The organism is Companilactobacillus insicii, from assembly GCF_003946015.1.
In the GTDB taxonomy this organism is placed as follows: Bacteria; Bacillota; Bacilli; order Lactobacillales; family Lactobacillaceae; genus Companilactobacillus; species Companilactobacillus insicii.
On record NZ_RHNU01000015.1, the window covers coordinates 13,876 to 38,946 of the forward strand.

The following is a 25,071-nucleotide window of genomic DNA, read 5'->3' on the forward strand; positions in this document are numbered from 1 at the left end:
GCTTACTACGATTAATAGCTTCACCACTCCGTGGCAAATCTATTAACCTAGGTAATGCTCAGAAGTTACCCGTTTTGTTCCACTCTCTGAAAATAAAAGGGCAGAGACCTACCACGAGTCTCTACCCCCTTTGCGAGAATTAAGATTAAAGCCTACCACAAACCCTAATCTATAAGCAGTTGAGAAGGAGTACCACTTTTAATTAATAACTTTCGTTATTTTGTTTATACATCCCCGCCCGTATAAACATCTTTATTATATAGCTCAAATAACATAATATCTATATCAATTAATAAATATTTCAATAATGATAAATGATTTTATCTTAAATGTGATAGGAATTGGTCAAAATTATTTAAAACCATGCCAAAAGAAATTTATTCCCGCTTGAGCAAGTGAAAAACCCTATCAGGACGGCAATGCGTCAATTAAATATAATTTTATTATATAAAAATGAATTCCAAACCGCCAACTTTTGTTAGATAATGACTTCATGAGCTTTACAACAAGTTCTGCGCAATGAGATACAGGGGAGTTCAATAATTTCTAAACAGAAAGGCGGGGGAATACCTTGGAGGAAATGAGAGAGCTTAAAATGGACCGTAAAGAAATAATTCAGACGATTGAAGAATCTGTCGGAGAATTCAACATGCTTTCTGAGAGAAATCTAATCGGCATAGTTATGCAATACCTTGATCGCTTCGAAAACAGCGACTTTGAGCCAGCATTATTAGATTTTCGACGAGACTTAATTGAATACGACGAAAAAACAGATCATATTAATGAGCGTGATGTTGACGAACTTATTTTTAAGATTAATCAATCTTTTAATCGATCAAATAGATATTAGGATTGGGGCTATGGTCTCAATCTTTTTTTTATACCCTCAATCAAGTAAGATAGGAATGAGGTGATAATTATGGTAAAAATTTATCGAAGGATGTTGCAAGATGTACCGATACTAGAAGTTGTTGAAGAAGAATATCGTTATAGCAGGGTTCCGCTAGTAATTTTTTATCATGGTTGGAGATCTGATAAGGAATTAGTTTTGACGCAAGCAAGAAAGCTCGCTAAGAAAAAAATTCGTGTAGTTTTACCTGATGCAATGAATCATGGGCAGCGTCGTCATGATGTTTCTTCCATTCCGTCCTTTACTTTCTGGAATAGCATTCAAGGTAATTTAGCTGAATTTGACTTGATTAAGAATTTTTATTTGAAACGAAATTTGATTTTGGATGAAAAAATCGGTGTCGGTGGATATTCGATGGGTGGCATGACTACCGGAGCTTTATTAACGCAGCACCCGGAAATAACCGCGGCAACAATAATTATGGGGACACCTAATCTAAGTGCTTATGCTAAGTTAGTTAGAGAATCCGCAAAAAAACATAACTTGTATATTCCTTCGGATATGAAGAGTTTGACTAGTTGGATAGATGAGTATGATTTGAGCAATTATCCGGAAACAATTAATAAGCGTCCGCTATTGTTCTGGCACGGAACTGATGATGAGAGAATTCCATACTCTCAATCTAAGAAGTTTTTCGATAGTATTCAAGGTAAAGAGTACGCGGAGCAAGTTGCCTTTATTACTGGATATAAAGCAAAACATCTAGTTGAAACACGGCTTATGGATAAGATTGCTAACTTTTTTGAGTATTATTTGTATTGATTACCATAAAATATTTCATTTTATTTATTAAGTAATAGTGGTTGTTTAATTTATGTTGTAGATGATATGATTACGTAAACAGTACTTAATTGAACGAAAGGATGTGTTATAAAATGTCAACGAAGAGTTTTCAGACGGAGTTTATTTTCACTCAAAAAAGTGGCAAAAGTCTCGCTAATACATTGAGTAATATATCTGTTAACAATGAAAGTATACGAATAAAAAAAACTGTTAAATTTGTTGATAAAAAAGATATAAAAACTATTAACTCAGTTTTAAAGGACTTTAATTAGTGGGTTATACTGTGATTCAACTTAAAGATATTGAAGAATCTAAGTTAAATAATATATTTAAAAGTTTTTCCTCTGTAAATAAAGATGTGGAGGAATTTTTATTATATAAATCTATACAATTTGAGAAAATGGACTTATCAAGAACGTATCTTATTTTTTCTTCATATAAGAAAAAGTTTGTTTTAGTAGGATATTATTCAATAACAAACAAGCCCTTAGTTATTTCAAAAAGGAATTTTTCTAAACTTTCTAATTCTTTGAAAAAGCAACTTTTGGGTATTGGACATAAAACGGAAAGAGAAAACTATGAGATAAAATCTATTCTTGTAGGTCAATTAGGAAAAAATAATAATTATGCTGATTTAATTTCCGGAAATGAACTGCTATATTTGATTTATAAAACTGTTGAAGAAATTTATGAATTAATAGGTGGAAGAATCCTATATTTGGAAGTTGATGATGAAATCCATTTGAGAAAGTTTTATTTAGAAAATAATTTTAATGAGGTACTATCGTATAGAACACCTAATAATCAGTGTTTATACATTAGAAAAATAAAAGATATTGTTTCAAATCTTAGTTGATTACAAACCAAAAGAGATTCCGCAAAAATGTGGAATCTCTTTTTTTACATTTTAGTATATTCAATACCCTTAAACTTACGTCTTACGACCTTACCACTAGCGGTTCTAGGAACATCAGTCACTAGTCTAAATTCCTTAGGAACTTTGTAATGAGCCATTTTCTCACGACCGAAGTTAATCAAATCTTCACCTGATAAATAAGCATCTTTGGCCATTGTTACATAGGCAACAGGGACCTCGCCCCATTCATCATCTGGAACACCGATAACAAAAATGCTTTCTAGTCCTGACAATTTTCCATAGATATTCTCAACTTCTTCAGGGTAAATATTTTCACCACCGGAAATTATCATGTCATCTTTTCGGCCTTTTACAAATAGGAAGTTTTCGTCATCTAGATAACCGATATCGCCAGTTTTATAGAAACCGTCGTCGGTTATTTTTTTGTCAAAAAGTAATTGTTTATTTAAGTATCCCTTTGCGACATTAGGAGCCTTGATCTCAATATCACCAATACCATCATCATTAGGATTGCTGATTCTTAGGTTGACTGGAAATAGTGCCTGCCCCGATGAACCTACTTTTCGTTCGGCATCACGGAAGTTAAGTGCAACGACATTAGATGCTGTTTCAGTCATACCATAGGATTGGATGACAGGGATGTGTAGCATATTGCATCTTAACAAAGTCCAATTATCGATGGGACCACCGCCAAGAAAGACACATTTGAAGTTGTCATTGTAATGTTTGCCGGCGGGGAGGTTATTCAATAATCGCTTAAGCATAGTAGGAACGAGTGATATTATCGTAGCACGTTCATTGATGAGAACTTTGTTGATGTAGTCTTCGTTGAAATTGGTAATGAGATATACAGGAATTCCGTAAATCAAAGATCGCATCATAATAGAGAATCCTGAAATATGGAATAATGGGACAGTTAAGACCCAAGAGTCTTTGTCGTTAATGCCAAGATTCAACGAAGTTCCAATTGCTGAATAGAAGTGGTTACCAAAAGTTTGTAGAACACCCTTTGGACGACCTGAAGTACCTGAAGTGTACATTATAGAAGTTACAGAATTATTATCAAATTCCGCAACAGGCTTGTAATCAGGATCAGGCTTCATACTTAGAATATCTGATAGGAAGATTTTGTTAGTGTTTACCTTATTTATTTGGTGATACTCACTTGAATCATCGACCAAGCAGACTTTTGCATCAGAATCGTTAAGTTGATACTTTAATTCGTCACTAGACAATCTGGAATTTAAGAAAACAATCTCAGCACCGATTTGTTGAAGCGCTAAAATAGCAATATAACCATTAAATGAATTGCTGATAAAAAGTGCAGCACGATCTCCTTCATGAATATAATTATGTAATTTTTTAGCACAAAGTTGAACAGTGGAATTCAGTTCACTAAAGGTAAAATCTGAATGTTCAATGATCAATGCAATTTTATTTGGGTCTAATTTTGCACGTTTAGTTAGCCAGTTTTCCACGGTTTTTACTCCTTTTTTAATTAGAGCGCGTCAAAAGACGGGAATACTTGAGCATTACCTAGATTAACGATTGTGCCAACAGAGTTGGTGCAATTGTTAATCGTAGTAAGCGCAGAGTATTGTCTTTTGTAAGCGCGTTTTGTTCCACTCTCTGATTTCTGAAACGAGTTACGAAAAGCAACTCCCTGCGCCTGCTACAGATAGCAAACGCGCCAACTTCGTTGTCACCTTCACTATCTTAGGCAGTGCTCAGGAGTTAATCGCTCTTCTCCACTCTCTTATTTTGAAACGAGTTGCACAAAACAACTTCCTCCGCTTACTACGATTAATAGCTTCACCACTACGTGGCAAATCTATTAACCTAGGTAATGCTCAGAAGTTAAACGTTTTGTTCCACTCTCTGATTTTTGAAACGAGTTGCAGAAGGGCAAACCTCTCCGCTTACTACGATTAGTGACTTCACCACTACGTGGCAAACTCACTAACCTAGGTAATGCTCAAGGTCTGAACGCCCTTCCTCCACTCTCTGATTTTTGAAACGAGTTGCGAAAGCCAACTTTCTGCGCCTGCTACGAATAACGAATGCGTCACTTCGTTCCACCTGCGTTATCCTAGGCAGTGCTCAAAAGTTCCCCCGGCTTTCTCCACTCTCTGGTTTCTATGGAAACTTAGGAAACCTATCAAAATCAGGATCACGTTTTTCAAGGAAGGCGTCACGGCCTTCTTTTCCTTCGTCAGTTGTGTAGTATAGCATTGTTGAATCGCCTGCTAATTGTTGCAATCCGGCTACACCATCTGTATCAGCGTTCATAGCTGCTTTGATGAATCTGATGGCAGTAGGGGACTTCTTCAAAATTTCGTTACACCATTCGATAGTTTCTTTTTCAACGTCAGCTAGTGGAACCACTTTGTTGATCCATCCCATTTGGAAGGCTTCTTCAGCAGTGTAAGGTTTGCATAGGAACCAAACTTCTTTAGCACGTTTGTGGCCAATAACTCTTGCTAAGTAGGCTGAACCGTATCCGGCATCAAAACTACCAACTTTTGGACCAGTTTGCATGAACTTGGCATTGTCAGCTGCGATAGTTAAGTCACACACTAGTTGTAAGATATTTCCTCCACCGACTGACCAGCCACGTACCATGGCAATAACTGGCTTAGGGATGATGCGGATCAGATGTTGTAGATCCAAGACATTTAGTCTAGCAATGTGGTCTGGGCCAACGTATCCACCGTTACCACGAACGCTTTGGTCACCACCAGAACAGAAGGCTAGGTCGCCTTGTCCAGTTAAAATGATGGCACCAATTGTTGCATCATCACGGCAAATATTGAAAGCGTCAATCATTTCCTGTACAGTGACAGGTGTGAAGGCATTGCGCTTTTCAGGACGATTGATAGTTATCTTGGCAATTTTGCCCATTCGTTCAAAAATAATTTCTTTGTAATCTTTAATGTTTTTCCATTCACTCATAAAAATAACCTCCGAGGTGTTAATAATGAACTTATTAGAAAATTTGGGTATAGAAGTAATAGAACAGAACAAAAATCGTGTTACGTTACAGATGAAAGTAGAAGATAAACATCTACAGCCATACAAGATTATGCACGGCGGAATTAATGCTGTATTGGCAGAAACCGCCGCTAGTATTGGAGCTAATCTTAACATATCAGAACCTGATGAAGTGGCTGTTGGAGTAGACATATCGACACATCACCTTAATACTGTTAAAGATGGAAAACTGATAGCCGAAGCTCTACCAATCAAAATTGGTTATTCGATTCAAGTTTGGCAAGTCATAACTCATCCAGAAGATAGTGCTATCAACAATAGCATGAGTACTGTCACCTTGAAAAAGACTAAGCTAAATTAGTTACGGTACAGTCTAGAATTAACAATTTCAAAGAATGCTAGTAGGATGAGACCAATCCCAAATAGTTGATAAACAAAAATAATCATCTTTGGTGGTTGTAGAATAAACATTACTCCAGCAATCATCAACAGTGCAGAATAAAAATAATCAAGCCAAGGTGTAATATTGACTTGTTTTTTTGTCTCGTGAGAATCTCTGAATTGATTGATGCCGTTAACTAACAGAATGATTCCTAAAACTGGTGGTACTAATACAACGATTAGCCTCGCTACGATAGGAATAGCTGCAGCAAGGATCAAAGCTCCAACACCTAAACCGATGGCAATATTAGTATCTCCAGTTTTTTTGCGAATGCCAATTCCATCCATAATTGATAGAATTCCGTAAATAGCGATATATCCTGAGACCAAATAAATGATAATATTCAGACTTCGAATCGGTTCTATAACAATTAAGATTCCTGTCACTAATAAAAAAACAAAGCGCAGCCAACGATAAAGTTGGAACTGTTTGACCATTTTTTCACTTCCCCCAAATGCATATATTCCTATAATAACAAAATTTTACCACAAATAAATTATTAGAATTAGACAAAAGATTCACAATTGATTGCAATTGTCTCTATAATCCTTGCAAAAACTGGAATAAGCATATACTTTGGATTGTGAAATAAAAGTGGTATTGTATTATAGATGATTAAATTACAAGGGGGAAGTTATAAATGAAAGTACGTGCTTCAGATAAGATGATCGACATAATGAGTCAATGGGGAATCGACAATATTTTTGGATTACCTGGGGATTCTGTTGACACGACAATTGATGCAATGTATCGAGCACAAGATAAAATCAAGTTTACGCATGTTTTACACGAGGAAGTTGCAGCATTGTCTGCGGCTGCTCAAGCAAAATTAACAGGAAAAATCGGAGTTTGTCTCTCAATTGGTGGACCAGGTGCCATTCACTTACTTAATGGTTTATATGATGCCAAGATGGATCATGCACCAGTTCTAGCAATTTTGGGACAAGTTCAATCGAAGATGTTAAATACAGACTTCTTCCAAGAAGTCGATACTCATGTCTTGTTTGATGATGTGGCTGTATATAATAAGATGATCATGGATCCACAATCACTACCACGTATAGTTGATGAAGCCATTCGCACTGCATATTCTAAGCAGGGTGTAGCTGTATTAACGATTCCTGATGATATTCCAGCACACATGATTTCTGATAATTTCAACGCTAATGTTGATAACTTCAAGATTGAAGATTATCAAGTTGATGATAAGGAAATCCAAGCAGCTCTTGACTTGATCAAGGTTCACGCTAATCCAATCGTATTAGCTGGTACTGGTATTAGAAACGCCAAGAAGGAAACACTTGAATTTATCGAAAAATTTAAACTTCCTATTATTCAAACTATGCCTGCTAAGGGGATGGTTGATGATAGTCACCCTTATAATTTAGGACAATTAGGTAAGTTGGGTACGAAAGCCGCTTATGAAATGATGCGAAAAGCAGATTTATTGATTATGCTTGGAACTGACTATCCTTATGCACCTTATTTGAATCACAAGATTGATGCTATTCAAGTGGATATTAATGGGGATAAGCTAGGTAAGCGTCATCGTGTAAATGTCGCCATTCAAGGAGAGACTCAAAAGGTATTACAACGTATGATTGAATTAGGTGATGAAGTAAAGGAACGTCCATTCTTGGATACAGCTGTTAGTCACATGGCTCAATGGCGTTCATGGATGAAAGATGTTTATAGCAAGAATCATGAAGGTGTCTTGCCATCTAAAATGTTCCATGACTTATCAACTACTGCTCAGGATAATGCTGTCTTCTCAATTGATGTCGGAACATCTACAGCCTTTGGAGCTAGATTCATTGATGCTAAACCAACTCAGAAGTACACAATCTCAGCTTGGTTAGGAACAATGGGATGTGCATTGCCTGGCGCAATTGCTTCTAAGATGACAATGCCTGACCGTCCAGTTTATGCTGTTGCCGGTGATGGTGCCTTCTCAATGGTCATGCAAGATTTCGCAACTGCAGTTAGATACAAGTTGCCAATGGTAATTACTGTCTTGAATAATAAACTATTAGCATTCATTGAGTACGAACAACAATCAGCTGGTCAACAAAACTACGGTATTAGTTTACCTGATATTGACTTTGCTAAGTTTGCTGAGGCCTGTGGAGGAATTGGTGAGACTATTACAACTAATGAACAATATGCTGAGGCAATCGAGAAGTATAAGAATACAGATCGTCCAGTTGTCTTAGATGTAGCTGTAACTGACGAAGCTCCACTACCTGGTAAAATCGTTATGGATGAAGCTAAGGGTTACGCTAAGTTCGGTATGGGACACTTGATCGACAAGAAGTCTATGCCTGAATTACCACCAATGAAAGAAATCCTACGTTCATTCTTGTAGGATAAATTAAATTAAATTTAATAAAAGGGAAATCACAATTTAATGTGATTTCCCTTTTTTATTCCCATAAACTCTAGTGAAATATTACAAATTTATAAAAAGTCTTGCAAGTAAATTAGAAAACTATTAGAATGACAATATTTCAACCAAACAATCTAGGGGGTGTCATTATGGATGCACAAAAAGTAGATCATGATCACGAGGAGGCTCACCGATTGATTCAACGTGAAAATAAGTTTTACGCTAAATCAGCTCGGATGGATTACTATGATTTAGTAATCGACCATGCACACGATGCAACATTAGTCGATGTTGATGGGAATGAGTATATTGATGTCCTGGCTAGCGCCTCAGCTATTAACGTTGGACACACTAACGAAGAAGTCGTCAAAGCTATACAAAACCAAGCCGCAAAGCTGGTTCACTATACTCCTGGTTATTTCCACCATCAACCGGAACAAGAGTTGGCGGAACGACTGGCTAAGCTCGTCCCCGGAGCGCCAAAACAAGTCACATTTGGTAATTCAGGGTCAGATGCTAACGATGCAATTATTAAATTTGCTCGTGCCTATACAGACCGTCCGTACATCGTGTCGTTTATGGACTCATATCATGGTTCTACTTACGGCTCCATGACACTTTCAGGTGTCAGCTTGAACATGACACGCAAGATGGGACCACTACTTCCCGGAGTAGTGCACGTTCCGTATCCAGATTTATATCGCCGATTACCTGGTGAAACAGTTCATGATGTGGCGTTAAGATACTTTGAGGAATTCATGCAACCATTCGAAACATTCTTGCCAGCAGATGAAACGGCTTGTGTACTGATTGAACCCATCCAAGGTGACGGAGGTATTCGCAAAGCTCCAGAAGAATTCATGCAACTCGTATATCAATTCTGTCATGAAAATGGAATTCTCTTCGCTGTTGATGAAGTCAATCAAGGTATGGGAAGAACTGGCAAGATGTGGAGTATTCAACAATTCAAGGATATCGAACCCGACCTGATGTCCGTTGGTAAATCACTTGCTTCAGGGATGCCGTTGAGTGCGGTAATTGGTAAGAAGGAAGTAATGGAGAGCCTCGAATCTCCAGCCCATTTATTCACAACTTCGGGTAACCCAGTCTGCTGTGCGGCAGCACTTGCTACATTAAATGTTCTAGATGAGAAAAAATTACTTGAAAAATCAGTCGAAGACGGGGAATATGTTAAGAAGCGTTTCTTAAATATGCAACAAAAATTTGAAGAAATCGGCGATGTTAGAATGTATGGCTTAGATGGCGGAATCGAATTAGTCACAGATAAGGAATCGAAGACTCCTAATACTGACTTTGCGACAAAAGTGATCTATTACGCCTTCCAACATGGAGTAGTCATCATTACTCTGAAGGGGAACATTCTAAGATTCCAACCACCGTTGGTAATTACAAGAGCGCAACTAGACAAAGTGCTAGACGTTCTAGAAGCAGGGATCAAAGCTGCTGAAAATGATGAAGTTGTTGTACCAGAAGGAAAAGTCGGCTGGTAGGAAGTAGAACAAGCTAGTTTAAGTAACTCATTTTAGGATTACATATAATAGGATAATTTAGGAGGAAATTATATGAGTGGTTTTTTTAAAAGATTAACTTTAAAAGAAGATCCGAGTATTTACGAAGATAAGGATTCACATTTGGTGCGGGTCTTAACAGTTAAGGACTTCTTAGCCTTAGGTGTTGGAACAATCGTTTCAACCTCAATCTTCACATTGCCCGGAGTAGTTGCTGCCCAACATGCTGGTCCTGCTGTTGCTATCTCATTCTTAGTAGCCGCAATCGTTGCTGGTCTTGTTGCTTTCGCATATGCGGAAATGGCTGCAGCCATGCCATTCGCGGGATCTGCGTATTCGTGGATCAATGTTATGTTTGGGGAATTCTTCGGCTGGGTAGCCGGATGGGCACTGTTGGCAGAATATTTCATCGCCGTGGCCTTTGTTGCCTCTGGATTGTCAGCCAATTTCAGAGGATTACTTCTACCACTAGGAATCAAGTTCCCAAATGCGATTTCTAATACAATGGGGGTCAACGGTGGTGTACTCGACATCACTGCCGTAATTGTTCTGGCAGCCGTAGCGTGGTTGCTTTCCAAGGGTGTTTCTGGAGCTGCCAAAGTTGAAAATATCTTGGTTGTTCTCAAGGTTCTAGCTGTTCTTACATTTATCGTTGTTGGTCTTACAGCCATTCATGTTAAAAATTATGTTCCTTTCGTTCCTAAGTACCATGTTAATGCTGACGGTACAGCCTTTGGTGGTTGGCAAGGAATCTATGCTGGTGTATCAATGATCTTCCTATCATATATCGGATTTGATTCCATCGCTGCTAATTCTGCTGAAGCTAAGAATCCCGGTAAGACAATGCCTCGTGGTATCTTAGGATCGTTGGCTATTGCCGTTGTCTTGTTCGTTGCTGTTGCTTTGGTTCTTGTAGGTATGTTCCATTATTCAGACTATGCTAATAATGCTGAACCAGTTGGTTGGGCATTGCGTCAGGCTGGTCATCCGATTGTTGCAAGTACGATTCAAGCCGTTGCTGTTGTAGGTATGTTCACTGCTTTGATCGGTATGATGTTAGCTGGTTCACGTTTGATCTATTCATTCGGACGTGATGGAATGCTACCAGGCTGGTTGGGTAAGTTGAACAATAAGAATCTACCTAATCATGCTCTATCAGCACTAACAATTATCGGTATTATTATCGGTGCCTTATGTCCATTTGCTTTCTTGGCACAATTGATTTCAGCTGGTACATTGATTGCCTTTATGTTTGTTTCACTAGGAATTTACGCATTGCGTAGACGTGAAGGTAAAGACTTACCAGTTCCATCATTCAAAATGCCATTCTACCCAGTAATGCCAGCACTTGGGTTCTTAGGAGCCTTGTTCGTATTCTGGGGACTAGACTATGAAGCTAAGTTGTACGCTGGAATCTGGTTCGCCATCGGATTGGTAATCTACTTCTCATATGGGATGCGTCATTCATACCTTGGTAAAAAGGCAGAAGAAGATACAGACAAGGCGAGTAAAGTAGTTAAAGATGATAAAGAAGATATTGTTGAAGATTAAAATAAAAGAGGCCAACTTCTGAAAAGAAGTTGACCTCTTTTATTAAAACGATAATGATAATTGCGTCTAGCGCTCATACCACGAACGGTCTAACCGTCCTTCCTATAATGTAATACTATAATGTTGTGTCGTTTCCGTCAACAAGTTTGATTAATATTGTATTGAAACTCATAATTTTAGGAGAATTTTTGTAATAATTTTTGTTAAGTTCAATTTGCTCTAGAAGTTTATTAAATGATTTTATATTATTCGAAACAACTGATTTATTACATAACTTTTTGTGCAGGAAGAATATACTTATAAGATCATTGATTTTAACGTCATTCAAATGTTTCTTATTTAAAATTTTGTAATTATCTCTATTAATATTTTTAATATTTATTGATGTTGAAATTCGCTCTATTGGCTCAAATAGATTTATAAGAATACAGGAATTATGTGCAGATACATTTCTTAAGTGCTTAACATTGTATAGGAGTTCTTTTATAACTTTCAAATCTTTATATCTTTTTTCTTCATAATAAAATTCTGTGAACTTTGCTAGAGTCCCGAATCCCGCACATTCTAAGAATGCCCATATTTCTGTATTTATGTGATGCTTGTTATAAAAGTCTGTTTTATATTCTTTAGGTTTCATCATAAACTTTATGGTTTCTGAGTAGTTCCACTCACTAAACCCTTTAAATCTTCTGACAATGGAATATCCATCTTCATTTGGATCTTGAGTAATCATATCTAATAGTTTTACTTTAAGTGAATGTTCGATGTCTAGTGACATGTCGAGGAGTATTTTTCGTAAATCTGAATCTATTGTGGCAATTTCTATTAAATATTGGAAATCTAGATCTATATAAGTGCCATTAGATTTTTTAAAGTTATTTCTAAATGCTGTAAGTTTAAAATAGTAGTTTTGATTCTTTAAATAATAAATCGCCTCTTTCTCAGAGATTAAATTAAAAGAAATACCTTTAGCTTTCATAATTTGAATCATTTGTTTATATGTTGCTTTATATTTAGCCATATTTAAATAATTCCTTTGATTCTTATTGATTGTAAAGAATTTTCACTGCTGATATAATATGCGTGTAATAAGAAGCAGTGACTATGAAACTATTAATTCAATCTAATGAAAAAGCCATCAGACTCGTCAAAGCTAAGATGGCTTTTTTACGTCTGGCTGTTCTTCCTATGATGTTGTGTCGTTTCCGTCAACAATTTTGATTAATGTCTTATTGATTGTAAAGGATTTTCACTGCTGATATAATGTGTATGTAATAAAAAACGACGAGTCGTAATAGACTCGCCACGATAGCCCGTTAAGAAGAAACGGTGACTATGAAACTATTTTAAAACTAATGATAAAAGTCATCAGCCTGCCAAAGTTAAGATGGCTTTTTTCATGTCCTCATTTCTTACCATTCTGAAGGTACGTCAGAATTGCCAATAAAACCAGACAAGACATCAGCATTAACTCCAGAGTACCATGGATGGATAATACTAAGTGCTTCTCCTTTCAATAGAATTAGATACGTATAAACCATACGCATCACCTCCTAAATAAGAATTAGCCACCTTCTTAACTAACTAACGCCATTCTATTATCCTATACATCAGCTTATTTTCTATGCAATAAGCATAACGAATAATTCGTATTAAATATAAAAAATTAAATGTCAGTAATACTAATAAGACAATTTATAAAAAATAACTTTTTTCACAAGATAGCAAACAAGCGTGAATAAATCCTAGTAGAGTCAGGATTTACTCACGCTTGTTTTATTTACATTGTTTATCAAAACAGCTGGAAGGAGCAAGAAAATTAGTCGCTGTGAAGGTGGTGTAAGGTCGGTGGTTTTCCGACCTTACACCACGGGACGAATTTTGAAATTCGCGTACTTTGCGAAGTTCAAAATCGAGACCCGAGACCGCTTTGTGGCTCGGGACGGTCCCATAGCGACTCCATTTTCTGGCTCCTGGAGGCGGAATATTACCTTTAAACACAGAGTTTTGAAATTATTTTGCAATACCAAAGTTATTATCAGTTTCAATATTGACGTCACTCAAGTTAAAATTCAAAGATGCATGAGATCCATCAATCCACTCATGACTGCCGACTTGGAAGAACAATTCTCCGTTAGCATTCTTTACTATCTTGAATACTCTCCAACTAGTTCCACCCGTTACAGGTGAAGTTTCGTAACCATTGTTAGAATCATTGTAGAAGTACGTTCCACCGTTAATTACCGTAGCAACCTTATTATTGATAGTTGTAGGAGTCTCGGTAGGAGCGTTAGTTGCACTCAATGAAAAATCAGGTTCGTATCCAGCATTTTGATAGACGGAATCATCTTTGACATTAGTGTACTTAGCGAGAATCCACGAATTAGGCCCTACTTGGAAGAAGTAAGTCTTATTCTTGTTGTAAACGATTCCTAAGATATTGTAAGACGTTCCCGCTTGATTCTTATCAGTTGTGAATGAGTTGGTTGAAGTGTCATAAATCTGTGCGTTAGCAGTAGTAGTCAAGACGTACTTCACAGTAGGAGTGGTTGTATTATCTACCGTTTTAACAGTCACTGCGCTAGACTTGATCCATTGATTATCAGCGACTTTGTAATACAAGACACCGTTGACTGTCTTAGAATCACTGATGTTCCACTCGGTATCCTTAGTTAGGACATATTGAGTGGAAACAAATTGGTCATTAAATATTTCAGCGTAGTTGTTTACTTTAGCAACTTTGTTATTTGAAGTAGAAGTAGAGTTATTTACTTGATTGCCACTGGCATCAAATACCTTAATTGTGTTGCCAAGCAACCATTCATGAGTAGCAATTCGGTAATATTGATTGCCATTGATCGTTTTAGTACCGGTCAATTTCCATCTGGAATACTGATCGTAGAACTTGCCAGTAGGATTACCATTATCGTCATATGAATTGGTACCGGAACCGGCATTGCTTAATACTTCGCCGATGTAACCAGTAGTCTTAGTAATGTTGCTAGATGCATTGGCGTTAGTGTCAACACTTGGATCAGTTGTATCAGCAGCACTTACGACTTTGCCGGTACTATCTGCGACAGTCATTGCACTAGCAGATATCCATTGGTTAGTAGCCACACGGTAATAGGTGATACCATTGACGACCTTCATAGCGTCTAGCTTCCACGAAGTATAGTAGTTGCCAAAGGCATTATTAGTCATATTACCCTTATCGTCGTATGACAAGGTTCCACCCTTTTGAATAGTACCGATGTAGCCAGGAGTCTTAGTTATAGTAGTAGAGTTAATTGCTTCGTTGACCAATGTTCCACCGGCATCATGCACAGTCATAGCTGTGGCATTGATCCATTGATTGGTAGCAACCTTGTAGTAGGTCGTTCCGTTGATAGTCTTTTTGGCGCTTAACTTCCAAGCGGTGTAGTTAGCGAATGTTTGGCCAGTATACTTACCATTGTCATCAACTGAGACAGTTCCACCTTTAAGGATACGTCCAATATAACCTGAAGTTTTGACTTCAGTAGTGGAAGTAGTTCCAGTATTAGTATTACCAGTAGCACCTTGAATCTCGATTGAGTCAGCCCGTAGCCATTCATTGGTAGCAACCTTATAATAGGTAACTCCACCAATAGTAGTAGACTTACCGAGTTGCCAAGAAGTGAAATTATCTACCGTGCGACCAATAGCCTTACCATTAGCATCATAGAGAGTACCGCCGCCACGCTTGACGACACCGACTAGTTTAGATGCCGCTTCGACATTTTGCGCCGATACATTAGTTAGTATTCCCGGTGCCAGCAAAACCGCCATTGCCGTACCAAGAAGTAGCGAGTTCTTCTTCATGATAAATATCCCTCCCATTGAGCATATTTAAATCCAGCATATTCTCTTATGTAGTCTTTAACAATTGATTCAGAAGTTCTTATATCATTCTTTAAAATTCTACGTAATTCAAGTAGACGGAATTATTGAAAGTCGCTAATAATCATTGTACAATTTGTTGTACAATAAAAATATGAGGTAATTATAATGGAAGCAGTGTCTTATTCTAATTTTCGTCAAAACTTAAAAAAGTATTTTAAGCAAGTAAATCAAAATTCGGAACCATTAATCGTTACGAATAAAAATGTGGAGGATGATGTTGTGGTTATGTCAAAGGATGATTACGATTCAATGACTGAAACAATGAGAATTATGTCTAATTCAGAGTTGATGGAAAGATTGCAAAATTCTGAAAAGCAATTCAATAGTAATGGATTTAAAGAACATGAATTGATTGATGAAGATGATGAGAAAAACGTGGTCAGATGAAGCGTGGGACGGATACATGTATTGGTATGATCAAGGTAATAATAAAATGATTAAAAGAATCAACAAGCTAATAAAAGATATTGAAAGACATCCTTTCAATGGTTTGGGTAAACCTGAACCTCTAAAGTATGAACTAGCAGGTAAGTGGTCACGAAGGATAACTGCAGAACATAGGCTAGTATATGTTGTTCAGGACAATCAGTTATTTATATATTCTGTGATAGATCATTATTAACAATAAAAGGAGCAAGCCGTCAGGTTTGCTCCTTAATTATTATAATCTTATCTAACTTGTGCATCAGATGGTTTAATAGTTGTTCTACCATCAGCAGCAGCGTTCTTAATTGCACGAACGATATCATTGTCACTCCAAGCGCCAACATTCTTAACACCTTGGTTTGTTAAGTCTTGTCTAGCCTTAGCGATATCTTCATCAGTAATCTTCTTACCGTCAACTTCCTTCTTCTCAATATCGAAGTCACCCTTAGCAGCAGGATTGTTGCTATCGTCAGATGAGTCATTTGAGTTATTGTCAGTTGATGAAGAATTAGAATCAGAACTGTTATTATCAGCAGTAGTATTCTCAGAAGTAGAAGAGCTAGCAGGTAAGTTATCCAATAACTTCTTAGCCTTCTTATAAATATCTGAGTAATACTTGCCCTTAATACCATCAGCGTTGGTTACTTGTTCAAGCAACGTACGAGCTTGGTCGTTATTGTTGGACTTGATCAATTCCTTAGCTGTTTTGATATTAGCGTTGTAATCACTACGTCTTCTAATAATAGTCTTAACTTGTGATAGTAACTTCTTAGAATGACTAGTCATCTTACTATTACCATCAGTTTGATTCTTAGCTGTTGTCAAAGATTTCTTAGCGTCAGTGAATTCACGATCCTTCATGTCTTCAATAGCGTCAGCAAGTTTGTCAGCTTGGATCTCAGATGCCTTAGATTTTTTAGTATTCTTAGCTTCATTTGCGGATTCAAAGTGATCTGCGGCTGTCTCATAGTCCTTCTTATCTACAGCCTTATTACCTTTAGACATCTCGGTTTTGTAATCATTGTTGTTATTAGAGCTTGATGAAGATGTAGACGATGAACCATTGCTACAACCAACAAGCAAAATACCAACAAAAGTTGTTGCGAGTAATGCTAGTGCTTTTTTCATATAATTCCTCCTAAAGATGCTGACTGAATTATACCATGTTAAGTAGTGATTCAAAAATATGGTCGATTACATAATTATATAATTTAAAATAGTATTTAAGTAATTGTATTCTCCCTTTGTCCTTTATATAGGTTAAATCTTAATACATAATATAAATACAGCTTGTCGAAGTGGTGGCTACTTTCAAGTAAAGCGAGGTATTGGCTATGAATAACATAGTTTAAACTCTAATGAAAGGAGTAGCAGTTGTATTATTTGCTAGCGTTGGGAGTCCTGCTTGGTGTACTAAAGGTAGTCGATACACAATCCGATGGATTGATGACTGCGCTCATACACCTTGTAGAGACGTACAGGGAACTAAAAAAGACGCTAAAAAAATAAAGCCATGGTTGACTTGGACGGTCCCTGACTTTATTTTTTGAGTTAGACTACCTGCCACCACGTTTGTGGGGTTGTGGCGGTATAGCACATTGTAGGTGCTTACCGTCTTTTTTTATTACAATCATATTTTAACAGCAAAAATCTCAAATCACAATTAATTGAAAAAAGTTTCAAATAGTATTTCCGTTTTGGACCTTCTCACTCGTTATTATTTATGTAAGCAACTTAAACGGCCGATAAGTTCCTTACTAAATCAAACAAATGAGGTAAACACAATGAGCTGGAAAAGAACTTCTCTTAATGTAACAATGGCGAACGACAAATATGTAGGTGGTAAGAAAATCAAACCATTCAACAATGTAGTTAAGGAGCCAACAAAGGAACAAATCAACTTATTCTCCGAAGCATTAACAATTCTGTCAGATGGGGATGCATTCGTTAAGGCAGAAGTAGTACAACACACTGACGTTGTTACAGACTAATTAAGACTAAGAAAAGAGGACATATTATATGAAGAAACTACAATTAACATTCAAGACATCAAAAGGTCAAAAGCGTAATTTGGTATTGAATTACGTACGAGATGATCTAGACACACCCACAGTTAGAAAGGCCATGGACAAGATCGTGGCTAGTCAATTATTTGAAAAAGACGGTATTAAACTATATATGCAAGTATCTGCTGCCAAATATGTGGAACGTACTGAAACGCACTTGTTTTCAGAAGATATGGTTGTTTAAGCGCTAGAGAGTGGAGAAAATCGGGAACTCCTGAGCATTACCTAGAATAGTGGGTTTGCCACGAAGTGGTGAAGCCACTATTCGTAGTAAGCGGAGGGAGTTGATTTTCGCAACTCGTTTCAGAATAGAATCCCAAAACCAACCAATCAAACCTGTAACCCAACCGTTACAGGTTTTTTCATATTCTCTATATTAATAATTTTGTAAGTAATATAAAATTGAATTATCAAACGTACGCAGGGGGAAAAATTGAAAAAGTCAATAAATAGTCGGGGGGGGGGGTACAGTACCTAACATCCTGCTACTCTGCCTTCTATATTCAGGGCTGACACTTTTTATGTTCTTAACAATCAAAAGAAACTTCATTTGGAATGGTGATGATATCTATTACCAATTCCAAAGAATTCAAAATATTATTTATTCAGTCAGGGATGCACACACGATACCAACAATATCTATTAATAATTTTGGATTAATAGGGTATGGAATCAATATATTCTATCCATGGGTAACTCTACTTCCGTTTGCAATAATATCTTTTTTTACAACTAACCCTATTACTATATATTACGCAGGATTGTCGTTTTTCTTTTTTATTTCTTTTATAATCAGTCATTATTCAATGAAGTCATTTTCAGGATCTACTAAACAAGCTGTAATATTTGCAGTGGTATATAATTTCAGCACTTATCGACTTATTGAAATGATTGCTCGTTCTTCGATTGCCGAATATATTGCAACGATATTCTTGCCGTTATGTTTATTGGGATTCTATGAAGTAGTATTTCGTGATTTTAGTAAGTGGAAGACACTAGTTGTTGGAATATCAATGGTCATATTCTCACATATCATTACGACATTCCTACTAATTATCCTATTCGCTATATTAATAGTAGTTAATTTTCAGTTTATTGATCGACTTAATAAAAGATTGGTATCTTTGGTCAAGGCTGTTACTATGACTATTTTAGCAACTAGTATTTTTACCGTTCCATTTATTATAGAAGAAACATTTCAAAAGTTCGGCGTTCCATCGCCAACAATACTGAAAGGTGAAAATATATCTAAACTAGTTATGAGCAGTTGGAACAATACTAGTAATCGAGCAATTGAGGGTAATGTCTACAATATTGGTCCCATTCTATTGATGATTTTAATTGTTGGAATATTGTTTTATAAACGATTCGAAAAGAAATATAGAATTGTTTATTGGATATCAATCTGTAGTTTCTTATTGTCTACTAACTTGTTCCCATGGAAATTACTACAAAATACACCAATTAATGTTATTCAGTTTCCTTTTAGGATATTGATGTTTACGACACTCTTTACTGGTGTAATTACCGCCAAGATAATTGAACTGTCTTCTCAAGAATATAGAGTTAGAACAGGGCTAGTTATTGCGGGGATGTTTATAGTGATCAATTGTGGGTTATGGTCAATTTCGTTTAATAGTTCTGTTCATAAGACTCTGTTATCCAGAGATGATTTGGTCATTACTAATAAAATGATAAGAGAAAATAAAGTTCCGGATTCCTACTTAGAACAATACATTCCCAAAAACGCCCAGTCTCATTTGGACGATGTAGTAAATCATAATTTAGAAATCAATGGTGAAGTAAAGCAAGTTAAGCCAAAGATATCTCAAGAAGGTAATGTATATACATTACGAAATATTGACAAAGGAGATATCATCGATATCCCTGTAACTTACTATAAGGGTACAGTAGTTGAAACTGGTAATAGACGAGTACCAGTTTATAGGAATAAAAAAGGTAGTTCTGAAATAATAGCACCTAAGGATCATGACAAGTTAGTTCTTGTTACAAGTTATCAGAATAATAAAGTTTATCTTGCAATTGTATTAGTTACTATACTTTCTTGGATCATTATTATAATTCCTCGTAGTTTATATAAAAAAATCAATTACAATACAGAACAAGAGCCAGCATTTTGATTTTCGTAGCTTGTATCATCATGTAATCTTCCAATTATCACCATTCAAACCTGTAACTTAACCGTTACAGGTTTTTTGTTGAAAAAAATTAAATAATTCATGGATATTCCTTGAGGGATTGAATCGAATCGACTATTATAAGAGTAGGCGTTATTTGGAGATACTATTAGTTAAAAGAGAATGAGTTAATAACATTTCTATGATTTTGACTCTTGTTAATACGAGAATGTTACAAAATTGTTAGTTATAATACAGAAATGTTACAAAATTCAACCTTTTTCAATTAATAGTTGATTCATAAGCCGGAGTTTCATATAATGATTGTCAGTGGGATAGCCCACTGAACAAATTAAATAATAAATTCTTGTAGTCCAGGGGAGGATTAACATTGAAAAAATCTATTAAATATGCAGGAATCGCTGCTGCTACACTTCTAACTGTTGCACCAGTTGCTGCTCCTGTTGTCTCAAACGTAACAACTGTACAAGCTGCAGATTCAGACAAGAATGCTGACCAAAGCGAAATCGACAAGGGTATTACTGATTTCGGTAACCAATTTGGTGATCAAGATGCTTCTGACGTTACTTTTGCTGCTAAAAATCTAATTGGTTTAGGCAAAGATAATGCTGTTGACTTGGCAACGTTCCAAACAAATGCTGGTGCACTTTTGAATACTGACAATACAGCTAAATTAACTAAGCTTAAAGCACAAGGTGCTAAAGTTTATGTTACAGCTACAGATTTTAAGGGTACAACTTATGATGGTACAATTGGTAAAGACTCATCTGACTTGAATAGTGTTATGGCACTTGACAGCTATCTACCTATTAAAGTTACTGTTTATGTTCAATACAATGCACTTGATGGAACTGGTTATACTCCATTCAAGCAAGCTGCTACATTTAACTTGAACAAGTCTGACGAAGACGAATTAACTTCAGTAAATGCTAAGTTCACAACACCACTTACAGTTGCTAAGAACTCTAAGGTTGCTGCTACACAATTGGTTAATGGCTCAAACGTATCATTGACTGACCAAAATGGTGACTCGATTGCTACAGATTCAATCACACTTGGTAAAGGTTATTTCTATACATATTCAGAAGCTATGAAGGCAACTGACCCTGATACTGGTGATGTTAAAGAAGCAGATATCAGTCTTAAAGATGATGAAACTACATTGGATGAATTCAAGACAGCTGGTACATATTACCAACGTGTAACATATACTGCTAAGAGTGGTTCATCACTTGCTACATTACTTGGCAAGTTCACAACAGATCCTAATGGTTACTCAGTATATGTAAATGGTAAGAAAGCTTCAGCAGGTTATGATTTTGTAAATACTGATGACACAATTTCATTTGTACGTGCTATCAATGTTTCTGATTCAGAAGCTGAATGGACAACAGAAAAGACTTCAGGCGTAGTTACAACAAAGAACGATGCTGACTACTACACATTGAAGAACAACGACAACAACTCAATCAAGAACCGTGCTCTTGCTAAGAACACTGCTTGGAAGACAAACGCTGTTCGTACAGACCAAAACGGTAACAAACAATACCGTGTTGCTACTGGTGAATGGATCGATGCAGATTCAGTTACATTCAGTGACAAAGCAACTGACAACAACAATGGTACTGGCTTAACAGATATCGTTAAGACAAAGGGTGTTGTTGTAATTAACAAGGGTGCTAACTACGTTTACCCACTATTCGACGCTAACGGTGACACTATCAAAGGTCGTGCCGTAAGTGGAGACAACACTGCATGGCAAGTAGCTGCTACAGCTAAAGATGCTGATGGCAATACTTACTACAAAGTTGCTACAAACGAATGGGTTATGGGTGGCGAAGGCGTTACTTTCAACGCTGCTAACTAATAATCTTTAATTAAAGGACTCCGTAAGGAGTTCCTTTTTTTTGCATTTTTTTAAAATTACTGGATTTTGATGGAAAGAGTACTCTGAAAACTATATGATAGAGACATAGAGTTTGAGAGGAGAATTAGATGTTACGTAATATAAAAAGAGTTCTATTGATCGTGTCTATGTTGGTAGTCTCGATTGGAATACTAGCATTGGCTGGAACAAGCGAAGTAAAGGCTGCAGATGCTGGTACAGATAAGATTATCGTTGGTTCAACTAAGTCAGTATCTTCATTACCATTGTATGCGGCTGAACAGTCTAAGTTATACACTAAGAATGGTATCGATGTTGAATTGAAGCTTTATGATACAAATGCTGAATTGAATCAAGCAATTGCTAATAATGAGATCAATGTTGCAGTTACAGATTTAGTTAATTATTCTTCATTCGCTAAAGGAAGTAACTGGAAGATTGGTAGTACTATGCCTGGTTATAATGGCCTAGTTGCAAATAAGAAGTACAAGAGTATTAAGAGCTTAAAAGGTAAAAAAATTGCTGTAGATAAAAAAGACATCAGTGGCTATTATCTTAAGAATCTTTTGAAGAAGAAGAACAAGATGAAGTTATCTGATGTTAAAATCAAGCAAGTTGATTCAGAATCAACTAGAGTCAGTGACTTGAAGGATAAGAAAGTTGCTGCTGCAATTTTAAGTGATCCTTCGATTAGTAATGCCAAGGCAAATGGCGCTAAGGTTTTGAATAAGCAATCTTATAAGAAGGATAACGGAAATATTCTTGTATTTTCTAAGGATTTCTTAAGTAAGAATGTTGCTTCCACTAACTCGTTATATAGTGTAATCAAAGAAACAATTAGAGATATCAATAAGCAAGGTTATGTGGCTTATGACATGGTATTAAGTAAGTATGGAGTAAGTGACAAAGCAGTTGGTATTTTGAATAATATGGATAGTTTATCTATGAAGAAGCCTCATAAGGTTAAGTCATCAGACTTCAAGAAAACATTTAAGTATGCTAAGAGCAAGAAGATGTATAAGGGTAAGATTAGTTTGAAAAAGTTTAGTTATTCTATTAAACAAGTTAAAAAATAGTCAAAATAAGACCACGATGGTATGTTTACTGTCGTGGTCTTATTTTGGTTATGGCTGTTGTTATAATGTAAAACTAAGTATATACTAATAGTGAAAAGATTCACAAATTATTATAAATAATGACTTGTGATCTTTTACTAAAGTATTGGAGGGATATTTGTATGAAGATGAATAAATTATTAGCAGGGGCAGCAGTGATGTGTATTGGAATGGCACCAGTTGTATCAATGGCAGTTACTAATGTACAGACAGTACAAGCAAGTGTTGGAACTCCATTTAGTGTTGGTGGAACTGGCGGAGTGGTAGTTATTACTTCCACAATTGCTCGTATCTATGATTCTAACGGTAATTTTAATTCAGAGTTCACAAATCGTGGATTACCTCAAAACAGTACATGGGCAACTACTAAGGGATACCAGTATAATGGACATTCTTATTATTTAGTTGCAACAAATCAATATGTCAGAGATGACGATGCTTATTTTTATTTTAAGTAATATTGTGAATCCACTGCTTATTGCAGTGGATTTTTTTGACTCAATGAAAGGAGAGATGATAATACTATGGAATTAATAAAGGAGATGTTTGCTCCAAAAAAAATTTTATCTGATTTATTGGTTTCTTTAGTTATTACTTTTATTATTGTCATTATTATAGGTGTCATAACAGGAGAAAAGGTTATATCCATTTTGTTTGATATTCAAATATTATTAGGAATATTATTTCTTTATATTACGATTATTCCGTTAGTTTTTGAGATTAGAGCAGTATTGATTCCTGAGTATAAAGATTTTAAAGAAAGGGTAGTGTTACCAACTAAGAGATTTAGAGAAGTTATAGAACTAATGTCTAAAAAGAAGATTGATATTAATTCAACAGACTATTATGTGTTAAAAAAACTGTATTCATCAATAGCGGTATTGTATATGAATAATTATCTAAGTAAAGAAAAGAATATTGAAATATTTGTTAGTAATCTTAGAGGTTTAAATATCAGTACTCTGTATTTAATGAGAGAAAAAATTCAGAATGGATTTGATGTCAGAAGATTGTTTATTAAGATAGATGAAGTTATGATACCACTTACTTTTGGTGGAATGTTATCGCAAATAAATACTTTTGTGGGTCCTTCAATTGAATTTTTTCTTGTATTTATTACTTTACTTTCGATTGGATTATTTTCACCATTTTGGTTTACTGAATTTTCAAGTAAGCATGAGTATACCATGTTACTTTATTATTTAGATCAAGTTATAAATTCAAAGAAGACAAATTATGGGAGATAGTTGCTAAGGGAACATACGTTTGATATACTATAGTTCTACTAATGCGTAACAATAATTGGTATAATGCTTTAAGGAAAGGGAGTGCATATTGTATGAAAAATATGAATAAATTTGCAGAACATGTCATATATGTTGCTCATAATTCATCAAAAAATAAAACAATTACTAATTTGCAATTGCAAAAGGTGATGTACTTTTCTATTCAAGATTACATACGTGATAATGGAATAGATTCTGAGTTGGAAGATATGTATGATATCCCCTTCGAAGCTTGGCCCTATGGTCCAGTAAATAGAGACGAATACTTTAAGAATAGCATGTATGGTAGTAACGATATTTTCGATGGTGGTAAAGAGTGTGATGATTTTGAGAAATTTAATCAATACATAATTAGTAATTCTAATGAAAATGTCTATGAATTGGTTAAAAGAAGTCATCAAGAAGATAAGTGGAAAGATAACGAAGAAAAGATTAAAAAGCATAAACTGGTGGAGTACAGTTTGGAAGATATAGCTTATGGCGCAAAATGACAATGAACAATTTAGAAATATACTTCAATCTATGGAAGTTTTAGTCGGTTCTCCCAATGAAATAATAAAATCGAAAGACTATATTTCTTTAAAGGATTATTTGAAAAATGTTTCAAGAATTCCATATGTTGTAATATCTGGACTTATTTATCAAAATAGTCTTGATCCACAGTTTCTCGATGTTCTTAACGAAATTGTGGATGATAAACTCGATGAAGAATTAAAGAAGGATTAAAGAAGGATTCAGTTC

25 protein-coding genes are annotated in these 25,071 nt (G+C 35.8%); 18 read left to right on the forward strand and 7 right to left on the reverse strand.

Translation table 11 applies throughout. The features are described 5' to 3' along the window. Positions 1-595 precede the first annotated feature (595 nt). The 3 genes from EKM79_RS06255 to EKM79_RS06265 all read left to right on the forward strand — a co-directional run bounded on the left by EKM79_RS06255 (position 596) and on the right by EKM79_RS06265 (position 2,549). The gene (locus EKM79_RS06255) at positions 596-850 is read left to right on the forward strand and encodes a hypothetical protein (RefSeq protein ID WP_125567004.1); all 255 of its coding nucleotides are present in this window, start codon (positions 596-598) and stop codon (positions 848-850) included. A gap of 69 nt (positions 851-919) precedes the next feature. Further along, positions 920-1,672 carry an alpha/beta fold hydrolase gene (locus EKM79_RS06260; RefSeq protein ID WP_125567006.1) on the forward strand — a complete coding sequence of 251 codons (753 nt, stop codon included), beginning with the start codon at positions 920-922 and terminating at the stop codon, positions 1,670-1,672. A gap of 304 nt (positions 1,673-1,976) precedes the next feature. Continuing rightward, the gene (locus EKM79_RS06265) at positions 1,977-2,549 is read left to right on the forward strand and encodes a GNAT family acetyltransferase (RefSeq protein ID WP_125567008.1); all 573 of its coding nucleotides are present in this window, start codon (positions 1,977-1,979) and stop codon (positions 2,547-2,549) included. Between the two features lie 44 nt (positions 2,550-2,593). On the opposite strand, the gene EKM79_RS06270 is transcribed toward EKM79_RS06265, so the two are convergent. Both EKM79_RS06270 and menB read right to left on the reverse strand, forming a co-directional pair. After that, a complete protein-coding gene (locus EKM79_RS06270; RefSeq protein WP_125567010.1) occupies positions 2,594-4,048 on the reverse strand; it encodes an o-succinylbenzoate--CoA ligase in 1,455 nt (484 codons plus the stop codon). A gap of 658 nt (positions 4,049-4,706) precedes the next feature. Next, positions 4,707-5,522: a 1,4-dihydroxy-2-naphthoyl-CoA synthase gene (gene menB / locus EKM79_RS06275; protein ID WP_425454023.1), complete on the reverse strand. Its 816-nt coding sequence runs from the start codon at positions 5,520-5,522 to the stop codon at positions 4,707-4,709. 25 nt (positions 5,523-5,547) lie between these two features. Here menB and EKM79_RS06280 point away from each other — a divergent pair, with 25 nt between their 5' ends. Then, positions 5,548-5,922, forward strand: a complete 375-nt coding sequence (locus EKM79_RS06280) for a PaaI family thioesterase (protein WP_125567012.1) — start codon at positions 5,548-5,550, stop codon at positions 5,920-5,922. On the opposite strand, the gene EKM79_RS06285 is transcribed toward EKM79_RS06280, so the two are convergent. After that, positions 5,919-6,440: a DUF308 domain-containing protein gene (locus EKM79_RS06285; protein WP_125567014.1), complete on the reverse strand. Its 522-nt coding sequence runs from the start codon at positions 6,438-6,440 to the stop codon at positions 5,919-5,921. The two genes, EKM79_RS06280 and EKM79_RS06285, sit on opposite strands and share 4 nt — an antisense overlap. 203 nt (positions 6,441-6,643) lie before the next feature. On the opposite strand from EKM79_RS06285, the gene EKM79_RS06290 reads away from it, so the two are divergent. From EKM79_RS06290 to EKM79_RS06300, 3 genes are all read left to right on the forward strand, one after another. Continuing rightward, positions 6,644-8,368: a pyruvate oxidase gene (locus EKM79_RS06290; protein WP_125567015.1), complete on the forward strand. Its 1,725-nt coding sequence runs from the start codon at positions 6,644-6,646 to the stop codon at positions 8,366-8,368. Positions 8,369-8,538: 170 nt separating this feature from the next. Further along, positions 8,539-9,900 (forward strand): aspartate aminotransferase family protein, encoded by a 1,362-nt coding sequence (locus EKM79_RS06295; RefSeq protein WP_125567017.1) that lies wholly within the window; start codon positions 8,539-8,541, stop codon positions 9,898-9,900. 72 nt (positions 9,901-9,972) lie between these two features. After that, positions 9,973-11,469, forward strand: a complete 1,497-nt coding sequence (locus EKM79_RS06300; RefSeq protein ID WP_125567019.1) for an APC family permease — start codon at positions 9,973-9,975, stop codon at positions 11,467-11,469. Positions 11,470-11,584: 115 nt separating this feature from the next. Here the strand turns inward: EKM79_RS06300 and EKM79_RS06305 are convergent, their stop codons facing one another. The 3 genes from EKM79_RS06305 to EKM79_RS06310 all read right to left on the reverse strand — a co-directional run bounded on the left by EKM79_RS06305 (position 11,585) and on the right by EKM79_RS06310 (position 15,312). Next, positions 11,585-12,490: an Abi family protein gene (locus EKM79_RS06305; RefSeq protein WP_125567021.1), complete on the reverse strand. Its 906-nt coding sequence runs from the start codon at positions 12,488-12,490 to the stop codon at positions 11,585-11,587. A 391-nt stretch (positions 12,491-12,881) separates the two neighbouring features. Next, the gene (locus tag EKM79_RS12475; protein ID WP_281273214.1) at positions 12,882-13,010 is read right to left on the reverse strand and encodes a hypothetical protein; all 129 of its coding nucleotides are present in this window, start codon (positions 13,008-13,010) and stop codon (positions 12,882-12,884) included. Positions 13,011-13,482: 472 nt separating this feature from the next. Next, positions 13,483-15,312, reverse strand: a complete 1,830-nt coding sequence (locus EKM79_RS06310; RefSeq protein ID WP_164506023.1) for an SLAP domain-containing protein — start codon at positions 15,310-15,312, stop codon at positions 13,483-13,485. Between the two features lie 186 nt (positions 15,313-15,498). Between EKM79_RS06310 and EKM79_RS06315 the strand changes: the two genes are divergently transcribed. Both EKM79_RS06315 and EKM79_RS06320 read left to right on the forward strand, forming a co-directional pair. After that, on the forward strand, positions 15,499-15,780 hold the full coding sequence (locus tag EKM79_RS06315) for a type II toxin-antitoxin system Phd/YefM family antitoxin (protein ID WP_125567025.1): 282 nt from the start codon (positions 15,499-15,501) through the stop codon (positions 15,778-15,780). Further along, the gene (locus tag EKM79_RS06320) at positions 15,758-16,015 is read left to right on the forward strand and encodes a Txe/YoeB family addiction module toxin (RefSeq protein WP_125567077.1); all 258 of its coding nucleotides are present in this window, start codon (positions 15,758-15,760) and stop codon (positions 16,013-16,015) included. Before EKM79_RS06315 ends, EKM79_RS06320 begins: the two co-directional genes overlap by 23 nt. Positions 16,016-16,062: 47 nt before the next feature. Here EKM79_RS06320 and EKM79_RS06325 read toward each other — a convergent pair whose 3' ends face one another. Continuing rightward, positions 16,063-16,947, reverse strand: coding sequence for a hypothetical protein (locus tag EKM79_RS06325; RefSeq protein WP_125567027.1), 885 nt, complete (start codon positions 16,945-16,947; stop codon positions 16,063-16,065). 656 nt (positions 16,948-17,603) lie between these two features. On the opposite strand from EKM79_RS06325, the gene EKM79_RS06330 reads away from it, so the two are divergent. The 9 genes from EKM79_RS06330 (at position 17,604) to EKM79_RS06370 (ending at position 25,056) form a co-directional block, all read left to right on the forward strand. Beyond that, complete coding sequence (locus EKM79_RS06330) at positions 17,604-17,810, forward strand: hypothetical protein (protein ID WP_125567028.1); 207 nt, start codon at positions 17,604-17,606, stop codon at positions 17,808-17,810. A gap of 28 nt (positions 17,811-17,838) precedes the next feature. Beyond that, positions 17,839-18,069: a DUF2922 domain-containing protein gene (locus tag EKM79_RS06335; protein WP_125567030.1), complete on the forward strand. Its 231-nt coding sequence runs from the start codon at positions 17,839-17,841 to the stop codon at positions 18,067-18,069. A gap of 337 nt (positions 18,070-18,406) precedes the next feature. Continuing rightward, positions 18,407-20,026, forward strand: a complete 1,620-nt coding sequence (locus EKM79_RS06340; protein ID WP_125567032.1) for a hypothetical protein — start codon at positions 18,407-18,409, stop codon at positions 20,024-20,026. Between the two features lie 388 nt (positions 20,027-20,414). After that, the gene (locus EKM79_RS06345) at positions 20,415-21,911 is read left to right on the forward strand and encodes a hypothetical protein (RefSeq protein ID WP_125567034.1); all 1,497 of its coding nucleotides are present in this window, start codon (positions 20,415-20,417) and stop codon (positions 21,909-21,911) included. A gap of 128 nt (positions 21,912-22,039) precedes the next feature. Then, the gene (locus EKM79_RS06350) at positions 22,040-23,005 is read left to right on the forward strand and encodes an ABC transporter substrate-binding protein (protein ID WP_125567035.1); all 966 of its coding nucleotides are present in this window, start codon (positions 22,040-22,042) and stop codon (positions 23,003-23,005) included. A 161-nt stretch (positions 23,006-23,166) separates the two neighbouring features. Continuing rightward, positions 23,167-23,502 carry an SLAP domain-containing protein gene (locus EKM79_RS06355; protein WP_125567037.1) on the forward strand — a complete coding sequence of 112 codons (336 nt, stop codon included), beginning with the start codon at positions 23,167-23,169 and terminating at the stop codon, positions 23,500-23,502. A 66-nt stretch (positions 23,503-23,568) separates the two neighbouring features. After that, positions 23,569-24,291 carry a hypothetical protein gene (locus EKM79_RS06360; protein WP_125567039.1) on the forward strand — a complete coding sequence of 241 codons (723 nt, stop codon included), beginning with the start codon at positions 23,569-23,571 and terminating at the stop codon, positions 24,289-24,291. Positions 24,292-24,383: 92 nt separating this feature from the next. Next, positions 24,384-24,821 (forward strand): Panacea domain-containing protein, encoded by a 438-nt coding sequence (locus EKM79_RS06365; RefSeq protein ID WP_125567041.1) that lies wholly within the window; start codon positions 24,384-24,386, stop codon positions 24,819-24,821. Then, entirely contained in the window at positions 24,808-25,056 is a 249-nt protein-coding gene (locus tag EKM79_RS06370; protein ID WP_125567042.1) for a hypothetical protein, read from the forward strand. The genes EKM79_RS06365 and EKM79_RS06370 overlap by 14 nt, the downstream gene beginning before the upstream one ends. Positions 25,057-25,071: the final 15 nt, after the last annotated feature.

What these genes read in the sequence shown, in the direction of transcription:
- EKM79_RS06295 (WP_125567017.1), top strand. Translation starts at nt 8,539, where the DNA reads ATGGATGCACAAAAAGTAGATCATGATCACGAGGAGGCTCACCGATTG.
- EKM79_RS06335 (WP_125567030.1), top strand. Translation starts at nt 17,839, where the DNA reads ATGAAGAAACTACAATTAACATTCAAGACATCAAAAGGTCAAAAGCGT.
- menB (WP_425454023.1), bottom strand. Translation starts at nt 5,522, where the DNA reads ATGAGTGAATGGAAAAACATTAAAGATTACAAAGAAATTATTTTTGAA.
- EKM79_RS12475 (WP_281273214.1), bottom strand. Translation starts at nt 13,010, where the DNA reads ATGGTTTATACGTATCTAATTCTATTGAAAGGAGAAGCACTTAGTATT.
- EKM79_RS06300 (WP_125567019.1), top strand. Translation starts at nt 9,973, where the DNA reads ATGAGTGGTTTTTTTAAAAGATTAACTTTAAAAGAAGATCCGAGTATT.
- EKM79_RS06370 (WP_125567042.1), top strand. Translation starts at nt 24,808, where the DNA reads ATGGCGCAAAATGACAATGAACAATTTAGAAATATACTTCAATCTATG.
- EKM79_RS06260 (WP_125567006.1), top strand. Translation starts at nt 920, where the DNA reads ATGGTAAAAATTTATCGAAGGATGTTGCAAGATGTACCGATACTAGAA.
- EKM79_RS06325 (WP_125567027.1), bottom strand. Translation starts at nt 16,947, where the DNA reads ATGAAAAAAGCACTAGCATTACTCGCAACAACTTTTGTTGGTATTTTG.
- EKM79_RS06360 (WP_125567039.1), top strand. Translation starts at nt 23,569, where the DNA reads ATGGAATTAATAAAGGAGATGTTTGCTCCAAAAAAAATTTTATCTGAT.
- EKM79_RS06290 (WP_125567015.1), top strand. Translation starts at nt 6,644, where the DNA reads ATGAAAGTACGTGCTTCAGATAAGATGATCGACATAATGAGTCAATGG.
- EKM79_RS06305 (WP_125567021.1), bottom strand. Translation starts at nt 12,490, where the DNA reads ATGGCTAAATATAAAGCAACATATAAACAAATGATTCAAATTATGAAA.
- EKM79_RS06355 (WP_125567037.1), top strand. Translation starts at nt 23,167, where the DNA reads ATGAAGATGAATAAATTATTAGCAGGGGCAGCAGTGATGTGTATTGGA.
- EKM79_RS06320 (WP_125567077.1), top strand. Translation starts at nt 15,758, where the DNA reads ATGAGAAAAACGTGGTCAGATGAAGCGTGGGACGGATACATGTATTGG.
- EKM79_RS06310 (WP_164506023.1), bottom strand. Translation starts at nt 15,312, where the DNA reads ATGAAGAAGAACTCGCTACTTCTTGGTACGGCAATGGCGGTTTTGCTG.
- EKM79_RS06350 (WP_125567035.1), top strand. Translation starts at nt 22,040, where the DNA reads ATGTTACGTAATATAAAAAGAGTTCTATTGATCGTGTCTATGTTGGTA.
- EKM79_RS06315 (WP_125567025.1), top strand. Translation starts at nt 15,499, where the DNA reads ATGGAAGCAGTGTCTTATTCTAATTTTCGTCAAAACTTAAAAAAGTAT.
- EKM79_RS06285 (WP_125567014.1), bottom strand. Translation starts at nt 6,440, where the DNA reads ATGGTCAAACAGTTCCAACTTTATCGTTGGCTGCGCTTTGTTTTTTTA.
- EKM79_RS06365 (WP_125567041.1), top strand. Translation starts at nt 24,384, where the DNA reads ATGAAAAATATGAATAAATTTGCAGAACATGTCATATATGTTGCTCAT.
- EKM79_RS06280 (WP_125567012.1), top strand. Translation starts at nt 5,548, where the DNA reads ATGAACTTATTAGAAAATTTGGGTATAGAAGTAATAGAACAGAACAAA.
- EKM79_RS06330 (WP_125567028.1), top strand. Translation starts at nt 17,604, where the DNA reads ATGAGCTGGAAAAGAACTTCTCTTAATGTAACAATGGCGAACGACAAA.
- EKM79_RS06255 (WP_125567004.1), top strand. Translation starts at nt 596, where the DNA reads ATGGACCGTAAAGAAATAATTCAGACGATTGAAGAATCTGTCGGAGAA.
- EKM79_RS06340 (WP_125567032.1), top strand. Translation starts at nt 18,407, where the DNA reads ATGTTCTTAACAATCAAAAGAAACTTCATTTGGAATGGTGATGATATC.